The sequence below is a fragment of the Streptomyces sp. DSM 120436 genome (genome assembly GCF_055778765.1).
Genome location: NZ_JBSKBS010000001.1, coordinates 462,960 through 486,774 on the forward strand (window position 1 = coordinate 462,960; position 23,815 = coordinate 486,774).

Below are 23,815 nucleotides of genomic sequence, written 5' to 3' on the forward strand. Positions count from 1 at the left end.
GCGGTGCAAAGCTGAGGTCTCGTTCCTCCGGCGATCTGACGTGTGATGAGAGGCAGTCTTCTCCGTGGACCTCTTCAAGACGACGAACGGTCCGGTCCAAGGTTTTCGGGTCTCCGCCGACATCGTCGGCGTCCTTGGCATCCCCTATGCCGCCCCGCCGTTCGGCGCCAACCGGTTCCGGGAACCGTTCCCGGCACCGCCATGGACCGGAGTACGGGACTGCACGGCCTTCGGCCCGATCGCCCCCCAGTCGGCGCAACTGCCTGGCTCGCCGATGTGGTCGCCCGACGACGAGGAAATCCTCACCCTCAACGTGTGGACTCCGGCCCCCGAGGGCGGCAGTCTGCCCGTCCTGGTCTGGATCCATGGCGGTGCTTACACCTTCGGTTCCTCAGCTCAGCCCGACTTCGACGGCACCGCGCTGGCCCGCGCCCATCTGGTCGTGGTCACCCTCAACTACCGGCTCGGTTTCGAAGGCTTCGGCCACATCCCCGCCGACGGGGCAACCGCCTACCCGGACAACCGGGGCCTGCTCGACCAAGTCGCAGCTCTGCGCTGGGTCCGTGAGAACATCGCCGCCTTCGGTGGCGATCCTGGCAACGTCACGGTCGCCGGCCAGTCCTCCGGGGCCGCTTCGGTCGCCTGCCTGATGGTGATGGACCGCGCCCGCGGCCTGTTCCACCGCGCCATTGCCCACAGCGCCGCCAGTCCCTGCTACACGCGCGAAATCGCTGCGGCAACCACCCGCGAGATCGCTGCCGCAGCGGGCTGCCCCGCCACACCCGAGGGCCTGAGATCTGCGACTCCGCAGTCCCTGGTCACCGCCTCCGACCAGGTGGTCGACGACTACCGGCGGAACCCCGCCTCCGGGTCCCGCCACTACGACCCCTCGCTCTACGCCCCCGTCCTCGACGGCGACGTCCTGCCCACCGACCCCCTCACGGGGATGGCCGCCGGTGCGACCCGGGGAGTGGACCTGCTGGTCTGCCACACCACGGAGGAGTACTGGCTGCTCGACGCCGTCGGCAGCAGCACGAAGGTCACCACCGACGAACAGCTGGCCCTCTTCGCCGAAGACTTCGGCCTCCCTGACGGCCTGGTGGCCGGCTACCGCGCTGCGATGCCCCACGCCCCGGTGCTCGACATCTACCTCGCCGTCTTCGGGGATCTGCTGTTCGGCGAATACAGCAACCGGCTTGCCGAGCTCCACGCCCAAGCCGGCGGCCAGGCGTTCCTGTCACGGTTCGATCGTCGGCGCACCGGCCCGCACGGGGCCGTCCGGGCATGGCACTGCGCAGACATCCCCTTCGCCTTCGGCAACCTCGACACCGGTTGCCTGGCTTTCCTCATCGGCGGCGCACCCACACCCGCGGACCACGCCTTGGCACGCCGCATGGTGCGCGCGTGGGCCGATTTCGCTACCACTGGAAACCCGGGCTGGCCATCAGTCAGCAACGGCACCGCCCAGGCCAAGATATGGAGCACCGATGACAACCCCGTCCACGACGGGGCCGACCCTCTCCGTGCTCTGTGGACCAGGGCCGACTTCCCCATCCTGTGTCCGTGAGCCGGCACCCGGCGGCCGGTAGTCACCCGTTCTCGTCACGGCGTGCCTCGGGGGCCTGACCGGGCCGTCGCCCCGAGACCAGAGCCGATTCGCCGTCGGGGGTACGCCGGCCCGGCACGGTCGGGGTGGGCAGATCGAGGTCGAGACGCCGGTTCATGTCCAGCTCAAACCGGCCGTGGGGATTCACGTGCGTCCACAACAGCGGGGACAGCGCGCGCCGGTCCGGGCGAGCACCGCCCGGGGTTACGCTGGATCCATGGAGTGCCTCGCCGCCTGGCGTACGCGTCACTGAGGGCCTCGCTCGCCGCCGACGTCTCCGGCCGGGAGCGGGCCGACCGATGCCCCCTTCCCTCCGGGCGTCCAGTCCTCAGCCCTCAGCCCTGAAAGGCGCACTCCCATGCGCATCCGCGCGTACACCCCGCGGGATCTCGCCTCCCTGACCGACCTGACCATCGAGACCTTCCGGCCGTTCCACGAGGACTCCTTGCGCCCCCTGGTGGGCGAGGCCGTCTTCGCCCGCCTGCACGGTGACTGGCGCGAGGACTACCGCAGGCAGGTCCCCGGACTCCACGCCCCCGAGCGGCACCGGTACGTGGCGGTCGCCGAGGCCGACGACGGCGTCGCCGGTTACGTGGCGTGGAGCGTCGACCCGGACCGCCGGAGCGGCACCGTCAGCCACCTCGCCGTCTCGGCCGGCCACCGCCGCCACCGCGTGGGCACCGCCCTGTGCGAGCACGCCTTCGCGCGGATGCGGGGCCTCGGGGCCGAGGTGGTCGAGATCGGGACCGGAGGCGACCCCTTCCACGCGCCCGCCCGTGCCCTCTACGAGCGCCTCGGGTGCACCGCGCTGCCCACCGCGGTCTACTACCGGCGGCTCTGAGCCGGGCCCGGGACGGGCGCCCACGCCCCCTTTCCGCGCCCGTCCCGGGCGCCTCGTCCGGTCGGTTCGGTCGGTCCGGCCGGCGCGTCCGGTGACCGCCCCGCCCGGAGAAGGGCGACCGTGTGCGTCGGCACGCCCCTTACCGTGGCCGGATGTTCGACCGTCTCGAGATCAAGGTGTTGCCGCGGGGGCCCAGGTGGGCTGCTCAGGTGCGGTTCTGGATCAATGGTGAGGACCTGGTCGCGGAGGGGGTCGACGAGGGGGGCCGGGGGCCGTACGCGGCCGACGTGCTGCCGGACGACCGCCCCAGTCCGCTGCGGGCGACCGGTGAGGCGCGCCGTCTGGCGCTGGGGGAACCGGAGTGCACCGGCGGCTGCTGCGGCTTCCTGACGGTGGTCGTGCAGCGGTGCGGCGGGATCGTGCAGTGGTCCGACTGGGAGGTCCCGGCGGGCGGGCCGTACGCCCCCGCACCCCGGTTGCCGGACTTCCACTTCGACGCCGACCGGTACGACGCCGAAGTGGCCCGGGCGGAGGCCGGCAGGACGCCGGGCGGCCCTCGCCGGAACCGGTGACCGGCCGCCGCCCGCCCCTCAGCCCGTCCCCGTGATCCTGTCCACCGCCTCCCGCGTCGCCGACCGGTCCGGCGGGTCGTCGTCGAGGGCGCGGTGGAGGGTGAGGCCCTCGATCAGGGCGTCGAGGCGGCGGGCCGTGTCCGCCGCGAAGTGGCGTTCCAGCAGGGCGCGGCTGCGGCGCATCCAGTGGACGCACAGGGCGCGGTACGGCTCCCGGCGGGCCGCCAGCGTGTACAGCTCCTGGACGAGGACCAGGTCGCGGCGCGGGCCCTCGGAGAGGGTGTGGACGAGGTCGGTGACCGCCTCGCGGGCCTCCTCGGGGGTGGTGGCGCCGGCGAGGTGCCGTTCGAAGACGGCGACCACGTGGTCGGCGTAGCCGGTGAACGCCTCGAGGAGCAGCTCGTCGATGCCGGTGAAGTGGTACGTCATCGAGCCGAGCGGCACCCCGGCGCGGGCGGCGATCTTGCGGTGGGAGACGCCGGCGACGCCCTCCTCGGCGATCAGGTCGAGCGCCGCCGTGAGGATCCGCTCGCGGCGGCGGGGGTCGGTGTGTCCGGTGGCCATGGGTGCTGCTCGTGGCGGGTCGTCAGAGCGTGCGGACGGGGCGGGCCGGGTTGCCGACCGCCACGACGTTCGCCGGGATGTCCTTGGTGACCACCGCGCCGGCGCCGATGACCGTGTTGTCGCCGATGGTGACGCCGGGGCAGACGATCGCGCCGCCGCCGATCCAGACGTTGTCGCCGATGGTGATGGGCCGGGCCGCCTCCAGCTTGTCGCGGCGGGGCTGCGGCTCCACCGGGTGGGTGGGGGTGAGCAGTTGGACGTTCGGGCCGATCTGGCAGTCCTCGCCGACGGTGATGGCGGCGACGTCCAGCGCGGTGAGGTGGTAGTTGACGAAGGTGCGGGCGCCGATGCTGATGTTGCTGCCGTAGTCGACGTACAGGGGCGGGCGGATCTCGACGTCCTCGCCGACGGAGCCGAGGAGTTCGGCGAGGACCGCCCTGGCCTGGTCCCGTTCGTCCAGGTAGGTGGCCTGGTAGCGGGCGGCGAGCCGCATCGCGCGCTCCAACCGGCGGCCGATCTCCGGGTCGTCGGCGATGTACAGGTCGCCCGCGCGCATCCGCTCCAGGTTCGTGCGCGGATCGTCCGCGAAGTAGTCCGTCGTCATGCGTACGATCGTACGCTCCCGCGCGCCCGGAGCGTACGGTCGTACGCCCTCCGCGCGACGAGCGCCCCCGCGCCGGGCGGGGCGCGGGGGCGCTCGTCGGTGAGGAATCGGTGAGGAGGGGGAGCTACGGCGCGGCCGTCACGCCGCCGGGGTCAGCTCCGCCCGGCCGAACAGCAGGGCGTAGCCGGGCGGGAGCTGGTCCAGGACGCGGGTCACCAGCCCGTCGCCGACCAGCGGCGGCAGGACGCTGAGGACGGAGCTGACGTCCCAGCGGGCCGTGGCCGGGGTCGCGCCCTCGATGCGGGCCGCCACCGAGTCGACGAACTCGGCCGCCGTGAGCCGGCGGGTCGCCGGGATCTGCGAGGCGACCACCCGCGCGGCCTCCTCGGGCAGGGCGCGGGCCAGGTCGACGCGCTCGTCCCCGACCACGTGGCCGCCCAGGGCGGACAGGACGATGCGGGTGACGCTCTCCGCCTCCGACCGCGTCGGGTACTGCCCGGCCTCCCGTACGGCGTCGACGAGTTCGCGCCAGGCGGGGTCCTGCGCCGGGCGCTGCCCGGGCGCCGGGGCGGCGCCTCCGGGCTGCGGGATCGTGGGCCTCTGCGGCGTCAGCGTGGTCATCCGAAGCTCCTCTCCTTCTCCGGTGTTCGGTTCTCCGGGGCCGGGGTGCCGGTCGGTCGGGTCGGCCCGGTGGTCCGGTCGGTCCGGTGGGCCGTCGCCCGCCCCGGGCGTACGGCGTGGGGGCGCGCCCCGCGGGCCGGAGGGGGAGGCCGCGGGACGCGTGGAAGGGGTGGGCGCGTGTCAGGCTGCGAGCTGCTTGCGGCTGTCGCCGCCCGTGATCCGGATGCGGCGCGGCTTGGCCGCTTCGGCCACCGGGATGCGCAGGGTCAGGACACCCGCGTCGTACGCGGCGTCGATGCGCTCGGTGTCCAGGGTGTCGCCGAGGAAGAGCTGCCGGGTGAAGGTGCCGGTCGGACGCTCGGCGACCACCGTCTCCGCGTCCTCGGGGGCCGACGGACGGCGCTCGGCGCGGACGTTCAGGACGTTGCGCTCGACGTCGAGCTCGATGGTCTCCGGATCGATGCCGGGGATGTCGAAGTGAACGACGAAGTCGTCCCCTGCCCGGTAGGCGTCCATCGGCATCGCCGACGCGCGGGCGGCCGGGCCGAAGACCTGCTGCGTGAGCCGGTCGAGGTCACGGAAGGGGTCGGTGCGCATGAGCATCACAGTCCACTCCTTTCTGTGAAGTCGTCTGTGCGATGCCCAACGGGTCAATTCCTTATATAACCCATCGAGAGGAAAGTTGACAACTCCCGACTCAGTTTTGGGCGGGCGGTTGCTCCGGGGCTGGTGGCAGGGGGCGCCCTCAGGCGCGTTAGCCTCGAGGTCCGTGGTTTTCCGCGCCCCGCGGGGCGCAGTGGCAGGAGGCAGCAGGCATGGCGAAGGTTCCCAGTTCGGTCGTGGCCGCGAGCGGGCTCGTCGGCGGGTACGGCGTGGCCCGCTGGACCCGTAAGCGGCAGCTCGGCGGGGTCGTGCTCGCCGCCGCCGGGGTCGCCGCCGCCCAGCAGTGGCGGGAGCGGGCGGGCGGCCCGGCAGCCGGCGCGCTGTCGGCGGCGTACGTGGCCGCCTTCGCCGGGTCGCACCCGCTGGCGAAGAAGGTCGGCGCCTGGCCCGCCGTGTTCGGGGTGGCCGGCGCGGTCGCCCTCGCGTCGTGGGCGGTGGCCGACCGGCGGGGCTGAACCCCGCCCGCCGTACGCGCGCGGACGCCCCTACACACACAGCCGTACGCGTACGGACACCTCACGGCCGTACGCGCGCGGGCGCCCGGCTCCGGCCTGCGGCGGCCGGCGCCGGGCGCCCGGGGGAAGCGGTCCCCCCTCGGGCCTCGGGCCCCGGTGTCACCTGCTCGTCGGTTCCCCCTGCGGCTTCGCCGCCGACAGCGGGGTGGCGATGTCCTCCAGGGAGCGCCGCTCCGCGTTCACCGCGAGGAACACCGCCACGATGCCCGCCGCGACCATCAGGCCCGCGCCGATCTGGAAGGCCAGGACCGCGTCGGACACCACGCCGGACTCGGTGAGGCTCGCGAAGATCAGCGGGCCGCTGATGCCGCCCGCGGCGGTGCCGACGGCGTAGAAGAAGGCGATGGACATGGCCCGGGTCTCCATCGGGAAGATCTCGGAGACCGTGAGGTAGGCGCTGGAGGCGCCCGCCGAGGCGAAGAACAGGACCACGCACCAGCAGGCCGTCATCGTGGTCGCGTCCAGCGAGCCGCGGTCGAACAGCCAGGCCGTGGCGAACAGCAGCACGCCCGACAGCACGTACGTGCCGGAGATCATGATCCGCCGGCCGACCGTGTCGAACAGCTTGCCCAGCAGCAGCGGGCCCAGGAAGTTGCCGAGCGCGATGACCGCGAAGTAGTAGCCGGTGTTGCCGGAGGGGACGTCGAAGAACTGGGTGAGGATCGCGCCGTAGCCGAAGGTGATGGCGTTGTAGAGGAACGCCTGGCCGACGAAGAGCGCGAACCCGAGGGCCGCCCGCTTGCGGTACTTGGCGAAGACCGTGCGGGCGATCTCGCTGAAGGTGGTGCGCTTGCGCTGGCGGATGACCATCTCGCCCTCGGCGGGGGGCAGCGGTTCGCCCCGCTCCTCCTCGACCATCCGCTCGGCGCCGCGGACGATCTGCTCCGCCTCCTCCTCCCGGCCGTGGATCAGCAGCCACCGTGGACTCTCGGGAACGTGCCGGCGCACGAGGAGGATCACCAGCGCCAGGACGGCGCCCAGGGCGAAGGTCAGCCGCCAGCCGACGTTCACCGCGAAGATCGACGTGTTCAGCGCGACGATCGACAGCAGCGCGCCGCCGACGGCGCCCAGCCAGTAGCTGCCGTTGATGACCAGGTCGACGCGCCCCCGGTACCGCGCCGGGATCAGCTCGTCGATCGCGGAGTTGATGGCCGCGTACTCGCCGCCGATGCCGAAGCCGGTGAGGAAGCGGAAGAGGAAGAACCACCAGGTGTCGAAGGACAGCGCGGTCAGCGCGGTCGCCCCGAGGTACACGGCCAGGGTGATCAGGAAGAGCTTCTTGCGGCCGTAGACGTCGGTCAGCCGGCCCCAGAAGAGGGCGCCCGTGCAGGCGCCCGTCACGTAGAGCGCCGCGGCGATGCCGGTGATCTGACCGGACGTGATGTCCAGGCCGCTGCCGGGCTCCGCCAGCCGGCTGGCGATGTTGCCGACGATGGTGACTTCCATCCCGTCCAGGATCCAGACGGTGCCCAGGCCGATCACGATGGACCAGTGCCACCGGGACCACGGAAGGCGGTCCAGACGCGCGGAGATGTCGGTCGTGATGGTGCGCCCCGTCCCGGGCTGCGCTGTCGCCATGGGCTCCCTCCTCGACGAAGTGAACCCCGTCTGCCCCGAGCCCGCCGGTTTCACGCCCGGGGCGCACCCGCCCCGGCTCGCCCGGTACGGTCCCGCCCGCGCCCCCTGCGCGCCCCTTACGCGCCCAGCGCCTGCGAGATCGTGTAGATCACCAGGCCCGCCAGGGAGCCGACCACCGTGCCGTTGATGCGGATGAACTGCAGGTCGCGGCCGATGTTGGCCTCGATCTTCTTCGTCGTGTGCTCGGCGTCCCAGCTCGCCACCGTGTCCGTGATCAGGGAGGTGATCTCCTTGCGGTAGGTGGTCACCACGTACACCGCGGCGCTCTCCAGCCAGCCGTCGACCTTGCCCTGGAGCTTGGGGTCGAGCGACAGGCGGGCGCCCAGCGACAGCAGCGACGCCCGCAGCCGCAGCCGCAGCTCGCTGCGCTCGTCCTCCGCAGCCGAGACGATCATGCCCCGTGCGGCCGTCCAGGCGGACGCGATCAGGTCCTGCACCTCGCTGCGGCCCAGGATGTCGCCCTTGAGGCGCTCGACGCGGGCGCGGGTGTCGGTGTCGGACTGGAGGTCGGTCGCGAAGTCCGTCAGGAAGCGGTCCAGGGCGCCGCGCGCGGGGTGGCCGGGCATGTCGCGCATCTCGGTGACGAAGCGCAGCAGTTCCTTGTAGACGCGCTCGCCGACCTTGCGGTCCACGAACTTGGGCGTCCAGCCGGGGGCGCCGCCGTGCACGGCGTCCATCACGGCGTCGCTGTGCAGCACCAGCCAGTCGTGGGCGCGGGAGACCACCACGTCCACCGCGCGCTTGTGGCCGCCGTCGGTGACGATCCGCTCCAGCATCTTGCCCATGCCGGGCGCGATCTCCTGGGCCTCGGCGCGGCGGGTGATCGCCTCCCCGACGACCGCCTGCACGTCGGAGTCGCGCAGCACCGTCAGCGCGCCGCGCAGGGCCGCCGACGCCTCGGCGGTGACCCGGTCGGCGTGCTCGGGGACGGCGAGCCAGGCGCCGAGTCTGCTGCCGATGCCGACGGCGCGGAGCCGTCCGCGCACGACGTCCTCGGAGAGGAAGTTCTCCCCGACGAAGTCGCCGAGGGCGGTGCCGAGCTGGTCCTTCTTGGTGGGGATGATCGCGGTGTGCGGGATGGGCAGGCCCAGCGGGTGCCGGAAGAGGGCGGTGACGGCGAACCAGTCGGCCAGCGCGCCGACCATGCCCGCCTCGGCCGCCGCGGCGACGTACCCCGCCCAGGCGCCGGCGCCCCGGTGGGAGGCCCACTCGGCGAGGACGTAGACGAGGGCGACGAAGACCAGCAGACCGGTGGCGATGAGCTTCATCCGGCGCACCCCGCGCTGCTTCTCCTCGTCCGCGGGGCTGAACGTCGTCATCGCCCGGTTCGTGGCGGCGCCCGTGCGGGCGTGCCGCTCGGCGGCGTCCCGGTCCTCGGTGTCCGCCGTCTCAGTCCGTTCCATCCGCTCCACCCGTTCGACGCTCCCTCACCCATTGTCCCTTCCTGACCGACTCCCGGAACGGAACAGGAGTTCCCGGCGTCTGTCCGTGGGGGGTCGTCCCGGGGCGTCACCCAGGGGTACCCCCGGTGCTTCCGGACACCCCGGGCCGCTCGGAAGCACCCTGACAGGGCCCGCCCGGGTCCGCTTCCCGGGGCCGCCCGGACGACCGCCGGCCGCGTCCCGCGCACGGTCCCCCCCGCCCTGGCCCACCATGGTGCGTCGGACCGGAGCCGCCCGCGGCTCCCGCCTCCCGAGGAGAACGGAGCAGCATGACCCGGCGTCGTGACGGGGGCCCGGCGGTGCCGCCCCCTGCACCGGAGCCCCCCGCCCGGCAAGGGCGCCCCGCGCGGTACGGGGCGCTGCTCGCCGCGGTCGTCGCGGCGGTCGTCTCCGTGTCGGCCGTGATCTTCGTCGGGGTGTCGGCCGACGGCGTACACGGGCGGGACGCCCTCGCGCGGGGGGCCGGCCGGTCCGGGAACCCCGTCGCGCCCGCCTCCGCCGGTACCTGGGTCACCGCCTGGGCGACCGCGCCGGGCGGCGGCGAACCCGGCACGGAGAGCGTCGGTCTGGCCGGCCGGTCCGTGCGGAACGTCGTGCGCGCCGACGCCGGCGGCACCCGCGCCCGCGTCACGCTGTCCAACCTCCACGGCCGCACCCCCCTCACCCTCACGCACGCGTCGATCGCCGTCTCCGCCGGTCCGGACACCGCCGCCGCGCTCACGGACACGATGCGCGCCCTCACCTTCGCCGGGAGCCCGTCCGTCGTCGTCCCGGCGGGCGGGCAGGTGGTCAGCGACGCCGTGCGCGTGCGGATCCCGCGCGACGGGCACGTGCTGATCAGCACGTACTCGCCCGTCCCGTCCGGGCCGGTGACGTACCACGAGCACGCCCGGCAGATCTCCTGGGTCGCCGAGGGGGAGCACACCCGCGACACCACCGGGACGGCCTACGACGGGCGGAGCACCGTCTGGCGGTACGTGACCGCGCTGGACGTGCTGAGCGACGACTCCGAGGGCACGGTCGTCGTCCTCGGCGACTCCCTCACCGACGGCATCTCCGCCACCGTCGGCGCCGACGCCCGCTGGCCCGACGTGCTGTCCGACCGGCTGCGCACGGCCCTCGCGGCCGGCCGCGACCTCCCCCGCTACAGCGTCGTCAACACCGGGCTCAGCGGGAACCGCGTGCTCACCGACGGGCCCGGGCTGCCGCCGCGCAACCCCAGCGCGCTGCGCCGCTTCGACCGGGACGTGCTGGGCCGCGCCCGCGTCCGGGTCGTGGTCGTCGCGCTCGGCATCAACGACATCCTCCGCGCGCCGGGCACCGCCGACCCCGAGCGGATCGTGGGCGGGCTGAAGGCCCTGACCGAACGGGCGCACGCCCGGGGGCTCAAGGTCGTCGGGGCGACGCTCATGCCGTACCGCGGGCACCACGGGTACACCCCGGCCGGGGAGGACGTGCGGCAGCGGGTCAACGCGGAGATCCGCGACGGCGGCGTGTTCGACGAGGTCGTGGACTTCGACGCGGCGGTGCGCGACGGGTACGACCCGCGCCGGTTCCGGGCCGGCCACGACTCCGGGGACGGGCTGCACCCCAGCGACGAGGGGTACGCGCGGATGGCGGAGGCGTTCGGGCTGACGGCGCTGAAGGGCGGGGCCCCGGCCCGGCTGTGACCCGCCGCCGGACCGGCGGGAAGGGTCAGCCCTCCTCCGGCCGCCGCTCGCGCCGCTCCCGCACGCCGTGCAGGTCCAGCGGGTCGTGCAGGCGGCGGGACTCCTCCAGCTCCCGGCGGTGCCGCTCGGCGTGGTCCAGGTGCTCCTGCCGCTGCTGCTCCCTCTGCTCCAGGTGCTGCCGGCGCCGCTCCTCCTTGCGCTCCAGCTTCTCCCGGCGCCGCTCCTCGCGCAGCCGCTGCCGCTCCGCGCGGGGCAGCTTGCGCTGCACGCCGACCCCGCCCCAGAAGGCGAACCCGGTGACGATCACGCGCGGGGCGCCCGGCTCGGCGGGCACGCCCTCCTCGCGGTGGTCGAAGCCGCCCATGACGCCGACGCCGCGCACCACGACCTCCACGCCGGGCGGCACGGTCACGTCGATCCCGCCCATGATCGCGACGGCGTTGACGACGATCTCGCGGTCCGCGAAGTTCGCCTCGCGCAGGTCGATCTCGCCGCCGCCCCAGAAGGCGAGGCAGTTGAGGCGCCGGGGCGCCGTCCACCGCCCCTTGCGCTGGAAGCCGCTCATCACGGCGACCGCCCAGGTCGACGTCCCCGAGTCGTCCCCGCCGACGATGCGGTCCGCCCAACCGCCGCCCGGCGCCGGGTCCTTCGTCAGCGAGACCGAGGGCGCGACCGTCGCACCGGAGACGGGCAGGTCACGGGTGATCGGCGCGAGCTCCCCGTAGGTGCGCGCCTGATAGGTGGCGTCCAGCCGCTCCTGGAACTCCTCCATGTCCAGACGGCCCTCCGCGAGGGCGTCCCGGAGGACTTCGGCGACCCGTTCGCGGTCGGCGTCGGAGGCACGGAGGTCCGGGGCGGGTGCGTCGTCGGTCATACCCAGCAGCCTACGAGTCATCCCCGTCGCACGGCTACGAGGACCGCGTCGGCGCCCGCCCGGCCCGCTCCGCGTACATCTTGGCGATGACCGCCTCGATGTCCGGCTCCCGCACCGACAGGTCGACCAGCGGGTAGCGCTCCGCGATCCGCGCCACCAGCCCGGCCGCGGACTGCGACGCCGGGAACGCCACCCACTGCCTCGGCCCGTCCACCCGCACCACCCGGGCGGGTCCGGGCACCTCGACCGGCGGGCACTCCCGCTCCAGGTCCACCACCAGCGTCCGCTCGCTCTCCCCCACCTCGTGCAGCCCGGCGAGCGCCCCGTCGTACACCAGCCGGCCGTGGTCGATGACCATCACGCGGGAGCACACCTGCTCGATGTCCTGGAGGTCGTGCGTCGTCAGCAGCACCGTCGTGGAGCGCTCCGCGTTCACCTGCCGCAGGAACTCCCGCACCCGCGTCCTGGACACGACGTCCAGGCCGATCGTCGGCTCGTCCAGGTACAGCACCTCCGGGTCGTGCAGCAGCGCCGCCGCGATGTCCCCGCGCATCCGCTGGCCCAGCGAGAGCTGCCGCACCGGCACCTCCAACAGGTCGCCCAGGTCCAGCAGTTCGACCAGCCGGGCGAGGTTCTCCCGGTACCGGCCGTCGGGGATGCGGTACATGCGGTGCACCAGCTTGTACGAGTCGATCAGCGGGAGGTCCCACCACAGCGTGGTGCGCTGCCCGAACACCACCCCGATGCGGTGCGCCAGCCGGGTCCGCTCCCGCGACGGGTCGATCCCGGCGACCCGCAGCCGGCCGCCGCTCGGGGTGAGGATGCCCGTCAGCATCTTGATCGTCGTCGACTTCCCGGCGCCGTTCGGCCCGATGTAGCCGACCATCTCGCCGCGCGCCACCCTGAAGGAGATCGCGTCCACGGCCCGCACCCGGCGCCGCTCCCGCCGCAGCAGTCCCTTGCGCCTGCGCACGTCGAAGACCTTCTCGACCCGGTCCAGTTCGATGAACGCCTCCGGTCCGCCACCGGCGTCCGGTCCGGCTGTCGTGTCCATCCGCCCGCTCAACTCCCCACGCTCCTGTACGACCTGAGACCGGTCCGCCACGCCAGACCCGCCAGCGCGCAGCACCCCGCCGCCACCAGCGGCGACGCGAACGCCGCCCACCCCGGCAGCGCCAGCGGGTACGGGCGCCCCAGGACATGGGCGGCGGGCACCCAGTTGACGAAGGCGAGCGGCAGCACGAACGTCACCCCGCGCACCAGGTCCTTCCCGAACACCGCCGGCGGGTACTGCAGCATCGTCGTCCCGCCGTACGTGAACGCGTTCTGCACCTCCGCCGCGTCCTGCGCGTAGATCTGGAACGCCGCGCCCGCCACGAACACCGCCATGAAGATCGCCGCGCCGGCCACCACCATCAGCGGCACCAGCAACGCCTTCGCCACCGTCCAGTCGACGTCCGCCGCCACCAGCGCCCAGCCCAGCACCACCACGCCCTGCGCGACCCGGCCGAGGCGGCGCAGCGAGAAACGGTCCCCGCCGACCTGCGCGAGCACCGGCACGGGCCGCACCAGCAGCACGTCGAAGGAGCCGTCCCGGATCCGCGACCCCAGATGCTGCATCGAACCCGCCGCGAGATGCGCGAGCCCGAACGACGTCACCGACGCCGCGTACAGGAACGCCACCTCCGGCAGCGACCAGCCGGCCAGCGAGTCGACCTGCGAGAACATCAGCAGGATCCCCACGAAGTCCAGCCCCGTCATCACCAGGTTGCCCAGCAGCATGACCACGAACGACACCCGGTAGGTCATGCCGGACCGCATCCACATCCCGGCGATCATCCGGTACGCCCGCAGTCCCTCCCGCACCCCGCCGCGCTCAGCCACCCTGCACCACCACCCGGCGCGTGGCCGCCGACTGCACCAGCCGGCCCGCCGCCAGCAGCACCGCCGCCCACCCCGCCTGGAAGGCGAACGCCCCCGCCACCGCCGTCTCCCCCATCAGCACGTCCGCCGGCACCTGCAGCTGCGCCGCCCACGGCAGCGCCCGCGCCACGTCGCCGAACCCTCCCGGGAAGACGTTCAGCGGCAGCACCATGCCCGAGAAGAACGCCCCGAGGATCATCATCACCTGGCTCACGCCCGTGCCGTCCAGCAGCCAGAACACGCTCAGCGCCATCAGGTAGCGGATCGCGAAGCTCACCACGGCCGCCAGCGCCAGCGCCACCGCGAACCACGCCCAGGTGTCGAAGCGCGAGGGCAGCGCCGTCGGGAAGAACAGCCCGCCCACCAGGAACGGCACCACCCCCCGCCCCAGCAGCTGGAACACCGCCCGGCCCAGGTCGCCCGCCAGCCACCACAGCTGCAGATCCGCCGGCCGGTACAGGTCCACCGCGATCTCACCGGTGCGGATGCGCTCCATCAGCTCCGCCTCGACGCCCCCGCCCTGCAGCGCCAGCGCCGCGAACAGGCACTGCCCCAGCCACACGTACGTCACCGCCTGCGCCTGGTCGTACCCGCCGAGGCCCGGACGCTCGTCCCACAGCGCCAGGTACGTGTACACGAGGATCAGCCCGAACACCGTGTTGGTGAACACCCCGGCCGCGGTCGCCATCCGGTACGACGCGTACCGCCGGAACCCCCGCACCGCCACGGCCAGGTACAACCGTGCCGCACCCACGCCTTCCGCCCCCCTTCCGCCGCCCGCACCGAAGCGCTGGAGCCTACGGCGCGCGGAAGATCCGCCGCCACGGGTTTTCCGGCCCGTCCTCCGGTCAGGTGAACACCCGGCGCCGCCGTACGGGTGACAAGCCGCACGGTGCGCGACGCGCGTCGCCGCCCGGCGAACGCGACGACGGGTGCGACAGTCTTCAATGAGAGGACGCACGAGGCGTACGCACACGCATGAGGCGTACCGGAACGAACGAGGCGAATCAGGAGTCCGTGCACGACATGAGCGACGAGCCGCAGCCGAAGAAGCCCCGTCCGGACCGGGCATCACACGAGCCTCAGGCGGCCGACGCCCCGCAGCGGAAGAACGGCGGCGAGGCCCCTGACACCGGCCCCCGCGACGCCACACCGGCCGGCGACCCGCCCGGCGCCACACCGGACGCCCCACGGACGGACGACCCCGCCCTCACACGAACGGACGAACCCGGCGGAAAAAGCGGAACCGGACCCGCCGCGGCGAAGAGAGCCGCCCGCGAGGAACGCCGGGCCGCCCTCAAGGCCCGCCGCACCGGCTGGCGCCGCCTCGTCCCCACCCGGCGCATGGTCCTCGGCACGTTCCTCGTCACCGCCCTGCTCCTCGCCGGCGGCTTCCTCCTCGGCTACGCCCTCGTCCAGATCCCCGCCGCCAACGCCCTCGCCACCCAGCAGGCCAACGTCTACCTCTACGCCGACGGCTCCGTCATCGCCCGCGACGGCGAGGTCAACCGCGAGAACGTCGCGCTCTCCCAGATCTCCGAGGACGCCCGGCACGCCATGCTGGCCGCCGAGGACCGCGACTTCTACACCGCGTCCGCCGTCGACCCCCAGGCCATGGTCCGCGGCGCCTGGAACACCCTCACCGGCAAGGGCAAACAGTCCGGCTCCACCATCACCCAGCAGTACGTGAAGAACTACTACCTGCGCCAGGAACAGACCATCACCCGCAAGGTGAAGGAGTTCTTCATCGCCATCAAGCTGGACCGCAACCAGACCAAGGACGAGATCCTCGAGGGCTACCTCAACACCAGCTTCTTCGGCCGCGGCGCCTACGGCATCCAGGCCGCCGCCCACGCCTACTACGGCATGGACGCCTCCGAACTCGACGCCGGCCGCGCCGCCTACCTCGCCGCCCTCGTCAACGCCCCCAGCCAGTACGACGTCGTCGCCCACCCCGAGAACCGCGCCTTCGTCGAGGACCGCTGGAACTACGTCCTCGACGGCATGGTCGACGAAGGCTGGCTCGACCCCGCCGAACGCGCCCGCCTCACCTTCCCCGTGCCCCAGCGCACCACCCACTCCACCGGCATGTCCGGCCAGCGCGGCTACATCGTCAACGTCGTCAAGGAACACCTGATCGACAACGAGATCGTCGACGAGGCCTCCCTCGACGCCGGCGGCTACCGCATCACCACCACCCTCCAGAAGGACAAGCAGGACGCCTTCGTCAAGGCCGTCGACGACAACCTCATGGACCGCCTCGACCAGGAGAACCGCGAGGTCGACACCTACGTCCGCGCCGGCGGCGCCTCCCTCGACCCGAAGACCGGCAAGGTCGTCGCGATGTACAACGGCGTCGACTACGTCAAGCAGTACACCCCCAACGCCACCCGCCGGGACTTCCAGACCGGCTCCGCCTTCAAACCCTTCGTCTTCACCGCCGCCGTCGAGAACGACTCCCGCACCCAGGACGGCCGCCCCATCACCCCGAACACCCGCTACGACGGCACCAGCGAACGCCCCGTCCAGGGCTGGCCCGGCGAACGCTACGCACCCGAGAACGAGGACCACGAGGACTACGGCGACATCACCGTCAGCGAGGCCACCGACAAGTCCGTCAACGCCGTCTACGCCCAGATGGCCGTCGACGTCGGCCCCGACAAGGTCCGGCAGACCGCCATCGACCTCGGCCTCTCCCCCGACACCCCCAGCCTCGACGACGCCGGCCCCTCCATCGCCCTCGGCGTCGCCACCGCCAGCGTCCTCGACATGGCCCAGGCGTACGCCACCCTCGCCCACCACGGCAAGCACACCCCGTACACCCTCGTCGAGAAGATCACCCACAACGGCCGCCAGATCACCCTCCCCGTACGGCCCACCCGGCAGGCCGTCAGCCGCGAGGCCGCCGACACCACCACCTCCGTCCTCAAGGGCGTCGTCGAGAACGGCACCGCCACCGCCGCCCAGACCTCCGGCCGCCCCGCCGCCGGCAAGACCGGCACCGCCGAGGAGGACACCGCCGCCTGGTTCGCCGGCTACACCCCCGACCTCGCCACCGTCGTCGCCGTCATGGGCCAGGACCCCGTCACCGCCGGCCACAAGTCCCTCTACGGCGCCATGGGCCTGCCCCGCGTCAACGGCGGCGGCGCCCCCGCCGAGATCTGGGGCCAGTACACCCGCGACGCCCTCGAGGGACAGCCCGTGCGCTCCTTCGACCTGCGCCTCCAGCCCGGCGCCGACGAAAGCCGGCCGCCCGCCCCCGACGACGGCACCGGCCCGTCCTCCTCCGACGGGCCCTCCGCCCCCGACACCCCCGGCACCCCCGACACCCCCGGCGCCACGCCCCCCGACGACGAGGACACCGGCAGCGGCACCCCCGACGGCGGCGACAGCGGCACCGGCGACGACAGCGGAGAAGGCGGAAACGGCGAGAGCGGCAGGAACGGCGAGGACCAGGACGGCACCGGAGGGACCACCGGCTCCCCCACCGGCGGCGGCACCGGCACGGGAGGCGGAGACACCGGCGGTCCCACCGACGACGGCTCCAACCGCGACGAACTCCCCGGCCCCGGCGGCCTCAGCGGCGCCCTCGACGGACGCCGCTGGAACTGACGCCGGCGCCGTGACGCCGGGACGACCGGCTCAGTGACCCGACGTCGCCTTCAGCCCCACCACGGCCACCACCAGCAGACAGACGAAGAAGATCCGGGCCGCCGTCACCGGCTCCCCCAGCACCACCATGCCCAGCACCGCCGCCCCGGCCGCACCGATCCCCACCCACACGCCGTACGCCGTCCCGATCGGCAGCGTCCGCGCCGCGTACGACAGCAGCAGCATGCTCGACACGATGCCCGCACCGGTCAGCACACTCGGCCACAGACGGGTGAACCCGTCCGTGTACTTCATACCGATCGCCCAGCCGACCTCGAGCAGACCGGCGACCACCAACAGAACCCACGCCATGACAGGCACCTCCGGGACACGACAGCGAAACGGGGGTGCGTCGTCTTTGCCTTCACCCCGGTACGGCGCGTCTCGTCGGGACCCGCACGGCCGGGCCGCACAGGACCTCCCACGGTAGCCCACCCCGTGAAAAGGGCCGGTGACACCCGTCACCGGCCCTTCACGACACCGGACTACAGGTACAGACCGGTCGAGTCCTCCGACCCCTCGAAACGGTCCGCGGCCACCGCGTGCAGATCCCGCTCCCGCATCAGCACGTACGCCGTCCCGCGCACCTCGACCTCCGCACGGTCCTCCGGATCGAACAGCACCCGGTCACCCGGCTCCACCGTCCGCACGTTCTGACCCACCGCGACCACCTCGGCCCAGGCCAGCCGACGGCCCACCGCCGCCGTCGCGGGGATCAGGATGCCGCCCCCCGAACGCCGCTCGCCCTCACCGGTCTCCTGCCGCACGAGCACACGGTCGTGCAGCATCCGGATCGGCAGCTTGTCCTGCGGGGAACTGTCGTTTCTGTTGGCGCTCACAGTCTGAAACCTACCTGCCTCGACGACGGACCTACGCGGGAGGGGTGACCGACGGACCGCACCTCAGCCCCGCCGCCGACGGGACCCCACCACCAGCAGCCCCACGACCCCCGCCACCAGCAGCCCCACCGGGACCACCCGCTCCAGCCGCGGCGCGCCCGCCTCGTCCACGAACTGCGCCTTCACCTCGCTCACCGCACGGTTCACGCTCACATAGGCGCGCCCCAGCGTGTGGTCGACGTTCGACACGACCCTGGCCTTCGCGTCCCCCACGATCGTCCTCGGGTGCACCCGCACCCCGATCTCGTCCAGGGTCTCGGCCAGCGCCGCGCGGCGACGCTCGATGTCCGCCTCGATCTGCGCCGGGGTCCTGGTGTCCGCCGTGTCCGCCACCGTGTCGCCTCCGCAATCCGCTGTGGTGCCTGTGCCGGACAGTCTGTCAGCTTCACGCCGCGCCGCACTGTCAGGACCCCCGGTTACCCTCGATCCCGGCACCCGATCCACGCAGTGCGGCACGTACGAGGAGACCAGACCGATGAGCGAACGCCTCAAGCCCGGGGACGAGGCCCCCGCCTTCACCCTGCCCGACGCCGACGGCAACGAGGTGTCGCTGGCCGACCACAGGGGCCGCAAGGTCATCGTCTACTTCTACCCGGCGGCCCTGACCCCCGGCTGCACCAAGCAGGCGTGCGACTTCACCGACAACCTCGACCTGCTGGCGGGCGCGGGCTACGACGTGATCGGCATCTCCCCGGACGCGCCGGAGAAGCTCGCGAAGTTCCGCGAGAAGGAGTCCCTCGAGGTCACCCTCCTCGCCGACCCGGACAAGAAGGTCCTGGACGCCTACGGCGCGTACGGCGAGAAGAAGAACTACGGCAAGACCTACCTGGGCGTCATCCGCTCCACGATCGTCGTCGACGAACAGGGCAAGGTGGAACACGCCTTCTACAACGTCCGCGCGACGGGTCACGTGGCCAAGATCATCAAGGACTTGGGCATCTGACCCGGCTCCTCTTTCGGAACGGCCTGTACCGGGGTGCCGGTACAAGCCGTTCCGCTTTCCGTGCGTGACCGTCCGATATCCGGTTCGTTGCTCCGTACGAGACCACGAACACGTGGCCGGACGACGGAGGGGATCGATGGGGGCGAGCGTGTACACGAAGGAACGGCTGGAGGAAGCCGCCCGGGAAGCACGGACACTGTCGGAGGCGCTGGTGCGGCTGGGAGTGGATCCGAGGAGTTCGACACGGCGGTACGTGCTGACCCGCATGAAGCGGCTCGGCGTCGACACCTCCCACTTCCAGCGGGAAGGTGTGAAATGGACGCCGGAGATCCTCCGGGAGGCGGTCGCGGCGTCGACGAACATGTGCGAGGTGCTGCGCCGCCTGGGGCTTGAGGTGCCCCACGGCTGACGAGCTGCGCGCGGCGGTGGCCGGGTCGACGTCCCTCGCGGAGACCCTTCGCCACCTGGGCCGACCCGACAACGGCGGCCAACGCGTGATGTTGCGCCGATGGATCGCCGACGATCGGTTGTCGACCACGCATTTCCTGGGCCAGGCACATCAGCGGGGGAAGCCCGGCACCACCCCTCTCAAGCGCGCCGACGAAATCCTCGTCCGGCACAGTGACGGGCGACGGACGAAGACTCCGCATCTGCGTCGCGCACTCCGCGAGATCGGCGTGCCGGAACAGTGCGCCATGTGCGGCACCGCCCCGGAGTGGCGCGGCAGACCCATGACCCTGGAGATCGATCACATCAACGGGGACTGGAGCGACGACCGCAGGGACAATTTGCGCCTGCTCTGCCCCAATTGCCACTCGACGACAGACACATGGTGCCGCGGAGGCCAGCGACAGCGGACGTCCGCCCGGTAAAGTGGATCCGTGCTTGCGCCCGTACGCCAACGGCGAGCGGCGACCTTTAGGTGGTCGTGTTTGTCGGTTCGAATCCGACCGGGCGTACACGAGGAGGGGGCCTGTCTCGAAAGAGGCAGGCCCCCCTTACTGCACTAGCCCAGCAACTCCCTGACCACCGGCACCAGCCCTCGGAACGCCTTGCCGCGGTGGCTGATCGCGTTCTTCTCCTCCGGGGACAGCTCCGCGCACGTCCGGGTCTCGCCCTCGGGCTGGAGGATCGGGTCGTAGCCGAAGCCGTTCGTGCCGGCGGGGGCGTGGCGGAGGGTGCCGTCGAGGCGGCCCTCGACGACGCGTTCGGTGCCGTCGGGGAGGGCGAGGGCGGCGGCGCAGGCGAAGTACGCGCCGCGGTGTTCGTCGGCGATGTCGGCGAGCTGGGCGAGGAGGAGGTCGAGGTTGGCCTTGTCGTCGCCGTGGCGGCCGGACCAGCGGGCGGAGAAGATGCCGGGGGCGCCGCCGAGGACGTCGACGCAGAGGCCGGAGTCGTCGGCGACGGCGGGCAGGCCGGTGGCGCGGGCGAGGGCGTGGGCCTTGAGGAGGGCGTTCTCGGCGAAGGTGACGCCGGTCTCCTTGACGTCGGGGACGTCGGGGTGGGCGTCGGCGCCGACGAGTTCGTGGGGCAGTCCCGCGTCGGCGAGGATCGAGCGGAGCTCGGTGATCTTTCCGGCGTTGCGGGTGGCGAGGATCAGGCGGGTCATGGGCCCAGTATCCCCGGGCCCGTGACCGGGTCCGTCGTTACGGGGTGCAGACCTTGGTGAGTTCGCCGGCGGCGTCGGTGACGGGGCTGAGGTCGGGGGTGGTGTCGCCGTTGCCGACGGAGGTGCGGACGTTGTCGACGGCCTTCTCGAGGTCGTCGACGGCCTTGCTGACGTCGGCGTTGTCGGTCTCGTCGCGGAGTTTGCCGAGGTTGCTGTCGACGGAGTCGAGGGCTTCCTCGAGCTGGGTGACGTCGTTGGAGGCGTTCTCGACGGCCTGCTGCATGTCCGTGACGCTCTCGGCGACGGCGTCGGCGGTGCGGACGCAGTCGAGTGCCTTGTCGACGGCGGAGCAGCCGGTGGTGAGTCCGGTGGTGAGCGCGACGGCCGCCAGGGTGGCGGTGACGGCTGCGGTGCGGCGTCGGCGGCTCGCGGCCATGGAACGTTCCCTCCCTCGTCGGGCCGGTGGGGCCCGGTGTGTCGGCGGGTGCGCGGGGTGGTGCCCGTGCGCCCGTATCCCTTCAGACGCGGCGGCGGTCGGCGCGGTTGCTCGCGCCGACCACGGGTCTTGGGGTGCCTTTTACTTGTCGAGGAGGGTATCGAGTGCGGCGCGCTGGGCGGCGGCGAGTTCGGTGCAGCCGGTGACGGCGAGGTCGAGGAGGGCGTTCAGTTCGTCGCGGGCGAAGGGTTCGGCCTCGGCGGTGCCCTGGACCTCGACGAAGCGGCCGTCGCCGGTGCAGACGACGTTCATGTCGGTGTCGGCGCGGACGTCCTCCTCGTAGCAGAGGTCGAGGAGGGGGACGCCGGCGACGATGCCGACGGAGACGGCGGCGACGGTGCCGGTGAGGGGTTTGCGGCCGGGCTTGACGAGTTTCCTGCCCTGGGCCCAGCCGATGGCGTCGGCGAGGGCGACGTAGGCGCCGGTGATGGCGGCGGTGCGGGTGCCGCCGTCGGCCTGGAGGACGTCGCAGTCGAGGACGACGGTGTTCTCGCCGAGGGCCTTGTAGTCGATGACGGCGCGCAGGGAGCGGCCGATGAGGCGGCTGATCTCGTGGGTGCGGCCGCCGATGCGGCCGCGGACGGACTCGCGGTCGCCGCGGGTGTTGGTGGCGCGGGGGAGCATGGCGTACTCGGCGGTGACCCAGCCCTCGCCGCTGCCTTTGCGCCAGCGGGGGACGCCTTCGGTGACGGAGGCGGTGCAGAGGACCTTGGTGTCGCCGAAGGAGACGAGGACGGAGCCTTCGGCGTGTTTGCTCCAGCCGCGTTCGATGGTGACGGGGCGGAGTTGTTCGGGGGTGCGGCCGTCGATGCGAGACATGGCGTCGAGCCTAGCCGGAGACGGGGCGGGCCCCTTCCGCGGTGGGAAGGGGCCCGGGGTGCGGTGGCGGCCGACGGTGGCCGCTCCGCGCGCGTCAGGTGGCGCGGTGGCTCACATCATGTCTTCGATCTCGGCGGCGATGGGGTCGGCGTCGGTGCCGATGACGACCTGGATGGCGCTGCCCATCTTGACGACGCCGTGGGCGCCGGCGGCCTTGAGGGCGGCGTCGTCGACCTTGGAGGGGTCCACGACCTCGGTGCGGAGGCGGGTGATGCAGCCCTCGACCTCTTCGATGTTGTCGATGCCGCCGAGCCCGGCAACGATCTTCTCAGCCTTGGTGGCCATGTTCGTTCTCCCTGATCCGAACCGCTTTGTCGCAGTAACCCACAGTTGGCCCATCTTTGCGAGCGGTCATGTCGCGGGCGCTCGATGATGGGCGTCACGACAGCGGGACCGTCCTGCCTCACTGGTCTACACCACGGGGCGGACTGCCGCCAAACCCTCGGGCCGTCCAGCGAAGGGGACGTGATGAGCGCGGAGAGCTCCGCCGGGGCCGATGCGGGGGTGAGCCCCCTGCGGGAGCGCTGGAACCGGTTGTTCCAGGGCCTGCAGAAGATGGGGCGCAGTCTGCAGTTGCCGATCGCGGTGCTGCCGGCGGCGGGGATCCTCAACCGGCTGGGGCAGCCGGACGTGTTCGGGGACGACGGTCTGGGGTGGACGGACGTCTCGAAGGTGATGGCGGGGGCGGGCGGCGCGCTGCTGGACGGGTCGCTGGGGTTGCCGCTGCTGTTCTGTGTGGGTGTGGCCATCGGGATGGCGAAGAAGGCGGACGGGTCGACGGCGCTGGCGGCGGTGGTGGGGTTCCTCGTCTATTTCACTGTGCTGCGGCAGTTCCCGAAGGACTGTCCGCAGGGGTCTCGGGCGGTGCCGAACGTCGGCTGTCAGCTGGCGGACGGGACGGTGACGTCGTTCGACTACCAGAATCCGGGGGTGTTCGGCGGCATCGTCATCGGTCTGACGGCGGCGTATCTGTGGCAGCGGTTCCACCGGACGAAGCTGGTGGACTGGCTGGGTTTCTTCAACGGGCGGCGGCTGGTGCCGATCATCATGGCGTTCGCGGCGATCGCGTTCGCGGCGCTGTGCCTGTGGGTCTGGCCGCCGATCGGTGACGCGCTGGAGGGTTTCAGCGACTGGATGACGGGGCTGGGCGCGTGGGGCGCGGGTGTGTTCGGGGTGGCGAACCGGGCGTTGCTGGTGGTGGGGCTGCACCAGTTCCTGAACGTGCCCATCTGGTTCCAGTTCGGTTCGTACACGAAGCCGGACGGGACGGTGGTGCACGGTGACATCAACATGTTCCTGGCGGGTGATCCGGAGGCGGGTCAGTTCCTGTCGGGGTTCTTCCCGATCATGATGTTCGCGCTGCCGGCGGCGGCGCTGGCGATCACGCACTGTGCGCGGCCGGAGCGGCGCAAGGAGATCGGCGGGCTGATGCTGTCGGTGGGGCTGACGTCGTTCGTCACGGGGATCACGGAGCCGATCGAGTACTCGTTCCTGTTCATCGCGCCGTTGCTGTACGCGGTGCACGCGGTGCTGACGGGGGTGTCGATGGCGGTGACGTGGGGGCTGGGGGTGCACGACGGGTTCAGTTTCTCGGCGGGCCTGATCGACTACGTCATCAACTGGAACCTGGCGACGAGGCCGTGGCTGATCATTCCGATCGGTCTGGTGTTCGCGGCGGTGTACTACGCGGTCTTCCGGTTCGCGATCATGAAGTTCGATCTGAAGACTCCGGGGCGGGAGCCGGAGGAGGAGGTGGAGGACGCGGCGCGGCGCTGACGTCCTAGGCTGGGGGCGGCTGCACCAGC

25 protein-coding genes, 1 tRNA gene, 1 pseudogene and 1 riboswitch are annotated in these 23,815 nt (G+C 72.4%); of the genes and pseudogenes, 10 read left to right on the forward strand and 17 right to left on the reverse strand.

Annotation, left to right across the window (positions count from 1 at the left end; genetic code table 11):
- Window positions 1-64: 64 nt before the first annotated feature.
- The 3 genes from ACWH4W_RS02065 to ACWH4W_RS02075 all read left to right on the forward strand — a co-directional run bounded on the left by ACWH4W_RS02065 (window position 65) and on the right by ACWH4W_RS02075 (window position 3,019).
- A complete protein-coding gene (locus tag ACWH4W_RS02065) occupies window positions 65-1,567 on the forward strand; it encodes a carboxylesterase/lipase family protein (protein WP_473074145.1) in 1,503 nt (500 codons plus the stop codon).
- 397 nt (window positions 1,568-1,964) lie between these two features.
- Window positions 1,965-2,447 (forward strand): GNAT family N-acetyltransferase, encoded by a 483-nt coding sequence (locus ACWH4W_RS02070; RefSeq protein ID WP_473074146.1) that lies wholly within the window; start codon window positions 1,965-1,967, stop codon window positions 2,445-2,447.
- Window positions 2,448-2,599: 152 nt separating this feature from the next.
- Window positions 2,600-3,019, forward strand: a complete 420-nt coding sequence (locus tag ACWH4W_RS02075) for a hypothetical protein (RefSeq protein WP_473074147.1) — start codon at window positions 2,600-2,602, stop codon at window positions 3,017-3,019.
- An 18-nt stretch (window positions 3,020-3,037) separates the two neighbouring features.
- Here ACWH4W_RS02075 and ACWH4W_RS02080 read toward each other — a convergent pair whose 3' ends face one another.
- The 4 genes from ACWH4W_RS02080 to ACWH4W_RS02095 all read right to left on the reverse strand — a co-directional run bounded on the left by ACWH4W_RS02080 (window position 3,038) and on the right by ACWH4W_RS02095 (window position 5,411).
- Entirely contained in the window at window positions 3,038-3,583 is a 546-nt protein-coding gene (locus tag ACWH4W_RS02080) for a TetR/AcrR family transcriptional regulator (protein WP_473074148.1), read from the reverse strand.
- Between the two features lie 22 nt (window positions 3,584-3,605).
- The gene (locus ACWH4W_RS02085) at window positions 3,606-4,187 is read right to left on the reverse strand and encodes a sugar O-acetyltransferase (RefSeq protein ID WP_473074149.1); all 582 of its coding nucleotides are present in this window, start codon (window positions 4,185-4,187) and stop codon (window positions 3,606-3,608) included.
- Window positions 4,188-4,325: 138 nt separating this feature from the next.
- Window positions 4,326-4,808 carry a DUF2267 domain-containing protein gene (locus ACWH4W_RS02090; protein WP_473074150.1) on the reverse strand — a complete coding sequence of 161 codons (483 nt, stop codon included), beginning with the start codon at window positions 4,806-4,808 and terminating at the stop codon, window positions 4,326-4,328.
- Between the two features lie 180 nt (window positions 4,809-4,988).
- Entirely contained in the window at window positions 4,989-5,411 is a 423-nt protein-coding gene (locus ACWH4W_RS02095) for an Hsp20/alpha crystallin family protein (protein ID WP_473074151.1), read from the reverse strand.
- A gap of 212 nt (window positions 5,412-5,623) precedes the next feature.
- Here ACWH4W_RS02095 and ACWH4W_RS02100 point away from each other — a divergent pair, with 212 nt between their 5' ends.
- Window positions 5,624-5,926, forward strand: coding sequence for a hypothetical protein (locus ACWH4W_RS02100; RefSeq protein ID WP_106414033.1), 303 nt, complete (start codon window positions 5,624-5,626; stop codon window positions 5,924-5,926).
- Between the two features lie 159 nt (window positions 5,927-6,085).
- Here ACWH4W_RS02100 and ACWH4W_RS02105 read toward each other — a convergent pair whose 3' ends face one another.
- Together ACWH4W_RS02105 and ACWH4W_RS02110 are read right to left on the reverse strand one after the other, a co-directional pair.
- On the reverse strand, window positions 6,086-7,564 hold the full coding sequence (locus tag ACWH4W_RS02105) for an MFS transporter (RefSeq protein WP_473074152.1): 1,479 nt from the start codon (window positions 7,562-7,564) through the stop codon (window positions 6,086-6,088).
- Window positions 7,565-7,680: 116 nt separating this feature from the next.
- Window positions 7,681-9,027 carry a DUF445 domain-containing protein gene (locus tag ACWH4W_RS02110; protein WP_473074153.1) on the reverse strand — a complete coding sequence of 449 codons (1,347 nt, stop codon included), beginning with the start codon at window positions 9,025-9,027 and terminating at the stop codon, window positions 7,681-7,683.
- Between the two features lie 308 nt (window positions 9,028-9,335).
- Here ACWH4W_RS02110 and ACWH4W_RS02115 point away from each other — a divergent pair, with 308 nt between their 5' ends.
- The gene (locus tag ACWH4W_RS02115) at window positions 9,336-10,736 is read left to right on the forward strand and encodes a GDSL-type esterase/lipase family protein (RefSeq protein ID WP_473074154.1); all 1,401 of its coding nucleotides are present in this window, start codon (window positions 9,336-9,338) and stop codon (window positions 10,734-10,736) included.
- A 25-nt stretch (window positions 10,737-10,761) separates the two neighbouring features.
- Here ACWH4W_RS02115 and ACWH4W_RS02120 read toward each other — a convergent pair whose 3' ends face one another.
- Genes ACWH4W_RS02120 through ACWH4W_RS02135 form a run of 4 tightly spaced genes read right to left on the reverse strand, consistent with a single transcriptional unit; the run spans window position 10,762 to window position 14,272 of the window.
- Window positions 10,762-11,610, reverse strand: coding sequence for a DUF1707 SHOCT-like domain-containing protein (locus ACWH4W_RS02120; protein WP_473074155.1), 849 nt, complete (start codon window positions 11,608-11,610; stop codon window positions 10,762-10,764).
- 34 nt (window positions 11,611-11,644) lie between these two features.
- Window positions 11,645-12,664 (reverse strand): ABC transporter ATP-binding protein, encoded by a 1,020-nt coding sequence (locus ACWH4W_RS02125; protein WP_473074156.1) that lies wholly within the window; start codon window positions 12,662-12,664, stop codon window positions 11,645-11,647.
- A gap of 8 nt (window positions 12,665-12,672) precedes the next feature.
- Complete coding sequence (locus ACWH4W_RS02130; RefSeq protein WP_473074157.1) at window positions 12,673-13,494, reverse strand: ABC transporter permease; 822 nt, start codon at window positions 13,492-13,494, stop codon at window positions 12,673-12,675.
- Entirely contained in the window at window positions 13,487-14,272 is a 786-nt protein-coding gene (locus tag ACWH4W_RS02135) for an ABC transporter permease (RefSeq protein WP_473077391.1), read from the reverse strand. Before ACWH4W_RS02135 ends, ACWH4W_RS02130 begins: the two co-directional genes overlap by 8 nt.
- 287 nt (window positions 14,273-14,559) lie before the next feature.
- Between ACWH4W_RS02135 and ACWH4W_RS02140 the strand changes: the two genes are divergently transcribed.
- Window positions 14,560-17,145 (forward strand): transglycosylase domain-containing protein, encoded by a 2,586-nt coding sequence (locus tag ACWH4W_RS02140; protein ID WP_473074158.1) that lies wholly within the window; start codon window positions 14,560-14,562, stop codon window positions 17,143-17,145.
- A 30-nt stretch (window positions 17,146-17,175) separates the two neighbouring features.
- On the opposite strand, the gene ACWH4W_RS02145 is transcribed toward ACWH4W_RS02140, so the two are convergent.
- From ACWH4W_RS02145 to ACWH4W_RS02155, 3 genes are all read right to left on the reverse strand, one after another.
- On the reverse strand, window positions 17,176-17,496 hold the full coding sequence (locus ACWH4W_RS02145; RefSeq protein ID WP_471588566.1) for a DMT family transporter: 321 nt from the start codon (window positions 17,494-17,496) through the stop codon (window positions 17,176-17,178).
- Window positions 17,497-17,530: 34 nt separating this feature from the next.
- Window positions 17,531-17,597: riboswitch (guanidine-III (ykkC-III) riboswitch) on the reverse strand.
- A gap of 72 nt (window positions 17,598-17,669) precedes the next feature.
- Window positions 17,670-17,972 carry a GroES family chaperonin gene (locus tag ACWH4W_RS02150; RefSeq protein WP_156698885.1) on the reverse strand — a complete coding sequence of 101 codons (303 nt, stop codon included), beginning with the start codon at window positions 17,970-17,972 and terminating at the stop codon, window positions 17,670-17,672.
- Window positions 17,973-18,086: 114 nt separating this feature from the next.
- Window positions 18,087-18,416, reverse strand: coding sequence for a DUF3618 domain-containing protein (locus ACWH4W_RS02155; RefSeq protein ID WP_473074159.1), 330 nt, complete (start codon window positions 18,414-18,416; stop codon window positions 18,087-18,089).
- Window positions 18,417-18,558: 142 nt separating this feature from the next.
- Here ACWH4W_RS02155 and bcp point away from each other — a divergent pair, with 142 nt between their 5' ends.
- The 3 genes and pseudogenes from bcp to ACWH4W_RS02170 all read left to right on the forward strand — a co-directional run bounded on the left by bcp (window position 18,559) and on the right by ACWH4W_RS02170 (window position 19,985).
- A complete protein-coding gene (gene bcp / locus ACWH4W_RS02160) occupies window positions 18,559-19,026 on the forward strand; it encodes a thioredoxin-dependent thiol peroxidase (RefSeq protein WP_473074160.1) in 468 nt (155 codons plus the stop codon).
- Between the two features lie 136 nt (window positions 19,027-19,162).
- A pseudogene (locus ACWH4W_RS02165) lies at window positions 19,163-19,898 on the forward strand (HNH endonuclease signature motif containing protein).
- A gap of 15 nt (window positions 19,899-19,913) precedes the next feature.
- Window positions 19,914-19,985, forward strand: a tRNA-Leu gene (locus tag ACWH4W_RS02170).
- Window positions 19,986-20,032: 47 nt separating this feature from the next.
- Here the strand turns inward: ACWH4W_RS02170 and rdgB are convergent.
- The 4 genes from rdgB to ACWH4W_RS02190 all read right to left on the reverse strand — a co-directional run bounded on the left by rdgB (window position 20,033) and on the right by ACWH4W_RS02190 (window position 22,295).
- Window positions 20,033-20,635 carry an RdgB/HAM1 family non-canonical purine NTP pyrophosphatase gene (gene rdgB / locus ACWH4W_RS02175; RefSeq protein WP_473074161.1) on the reverse strand — a complete coding sequence of 201 codons (603 nt, stop codon included), beginning with the start codon at window positions 20,633-20,635 and terminating at the stop codon, window positions 20,033-20,035.
- Window positions 20,636-20,672: 37 nt separating this feature from the next.
- Window positions 20,673-21,071 (reverse strand): hypothetical protein, encoded by a 399-nt coding sequence (locus ACWH4W_RS02180; RefSeq protein WP_473074162.1) that lies wholly within the window; start codon window positions 21,069-21,071, stop codon window positions 20,673-20,675.
- Window positions 21,072-21,212: 141 nt separating this feature from the next.
- Window positions 21,213-21,950, reverse strand: coding sequence for a ribonuclease PH (rph, locus tag ACWH4W_RS02185; RefSeq protein WP_473074163.1), 738 nt, complete (start codon window positions 21,948-21,950; stop codon window positions 21,213-21,215).
- Window positions 21,951-22,061: 111 nt separating this feature from the next.
- Window positions 22,062-22,295 carry a PTS sugar transporter subunit IIB gene (locus ACWH4W_RS02190; protein ID WP_006131663.1) on the reverse strand — a complete coding sequence of 78 codons (234 nt, stop codon included), beginning with the start codon at window positions 22,293-22,295 and terminating at the stop codon, window positions 22,062-22,064.
- A 183-nt stretch (window positions 22,296-22,478) separates the two neighbouring features.
- Between ACWH4W_RS02190 and ACWH4W_RS02195 the strand changes: the two genes are divergently transcribed.
- Window positions 22,479-23,786 carry a PTS transporter subunit EIIC gene (locus tag ACWH4W_RS02195; protein WP_473074164.1) on the forward strand — a complete coding sequence of 436 codons (1,308 nt, stop codon included), beginning with the start codon at window positions 22,479-22,481 and terminating at the stop codon, window positions 23,784-23,786.
- Window positions 23,787-23,815 lie beyond the last annotated feature (29 nt).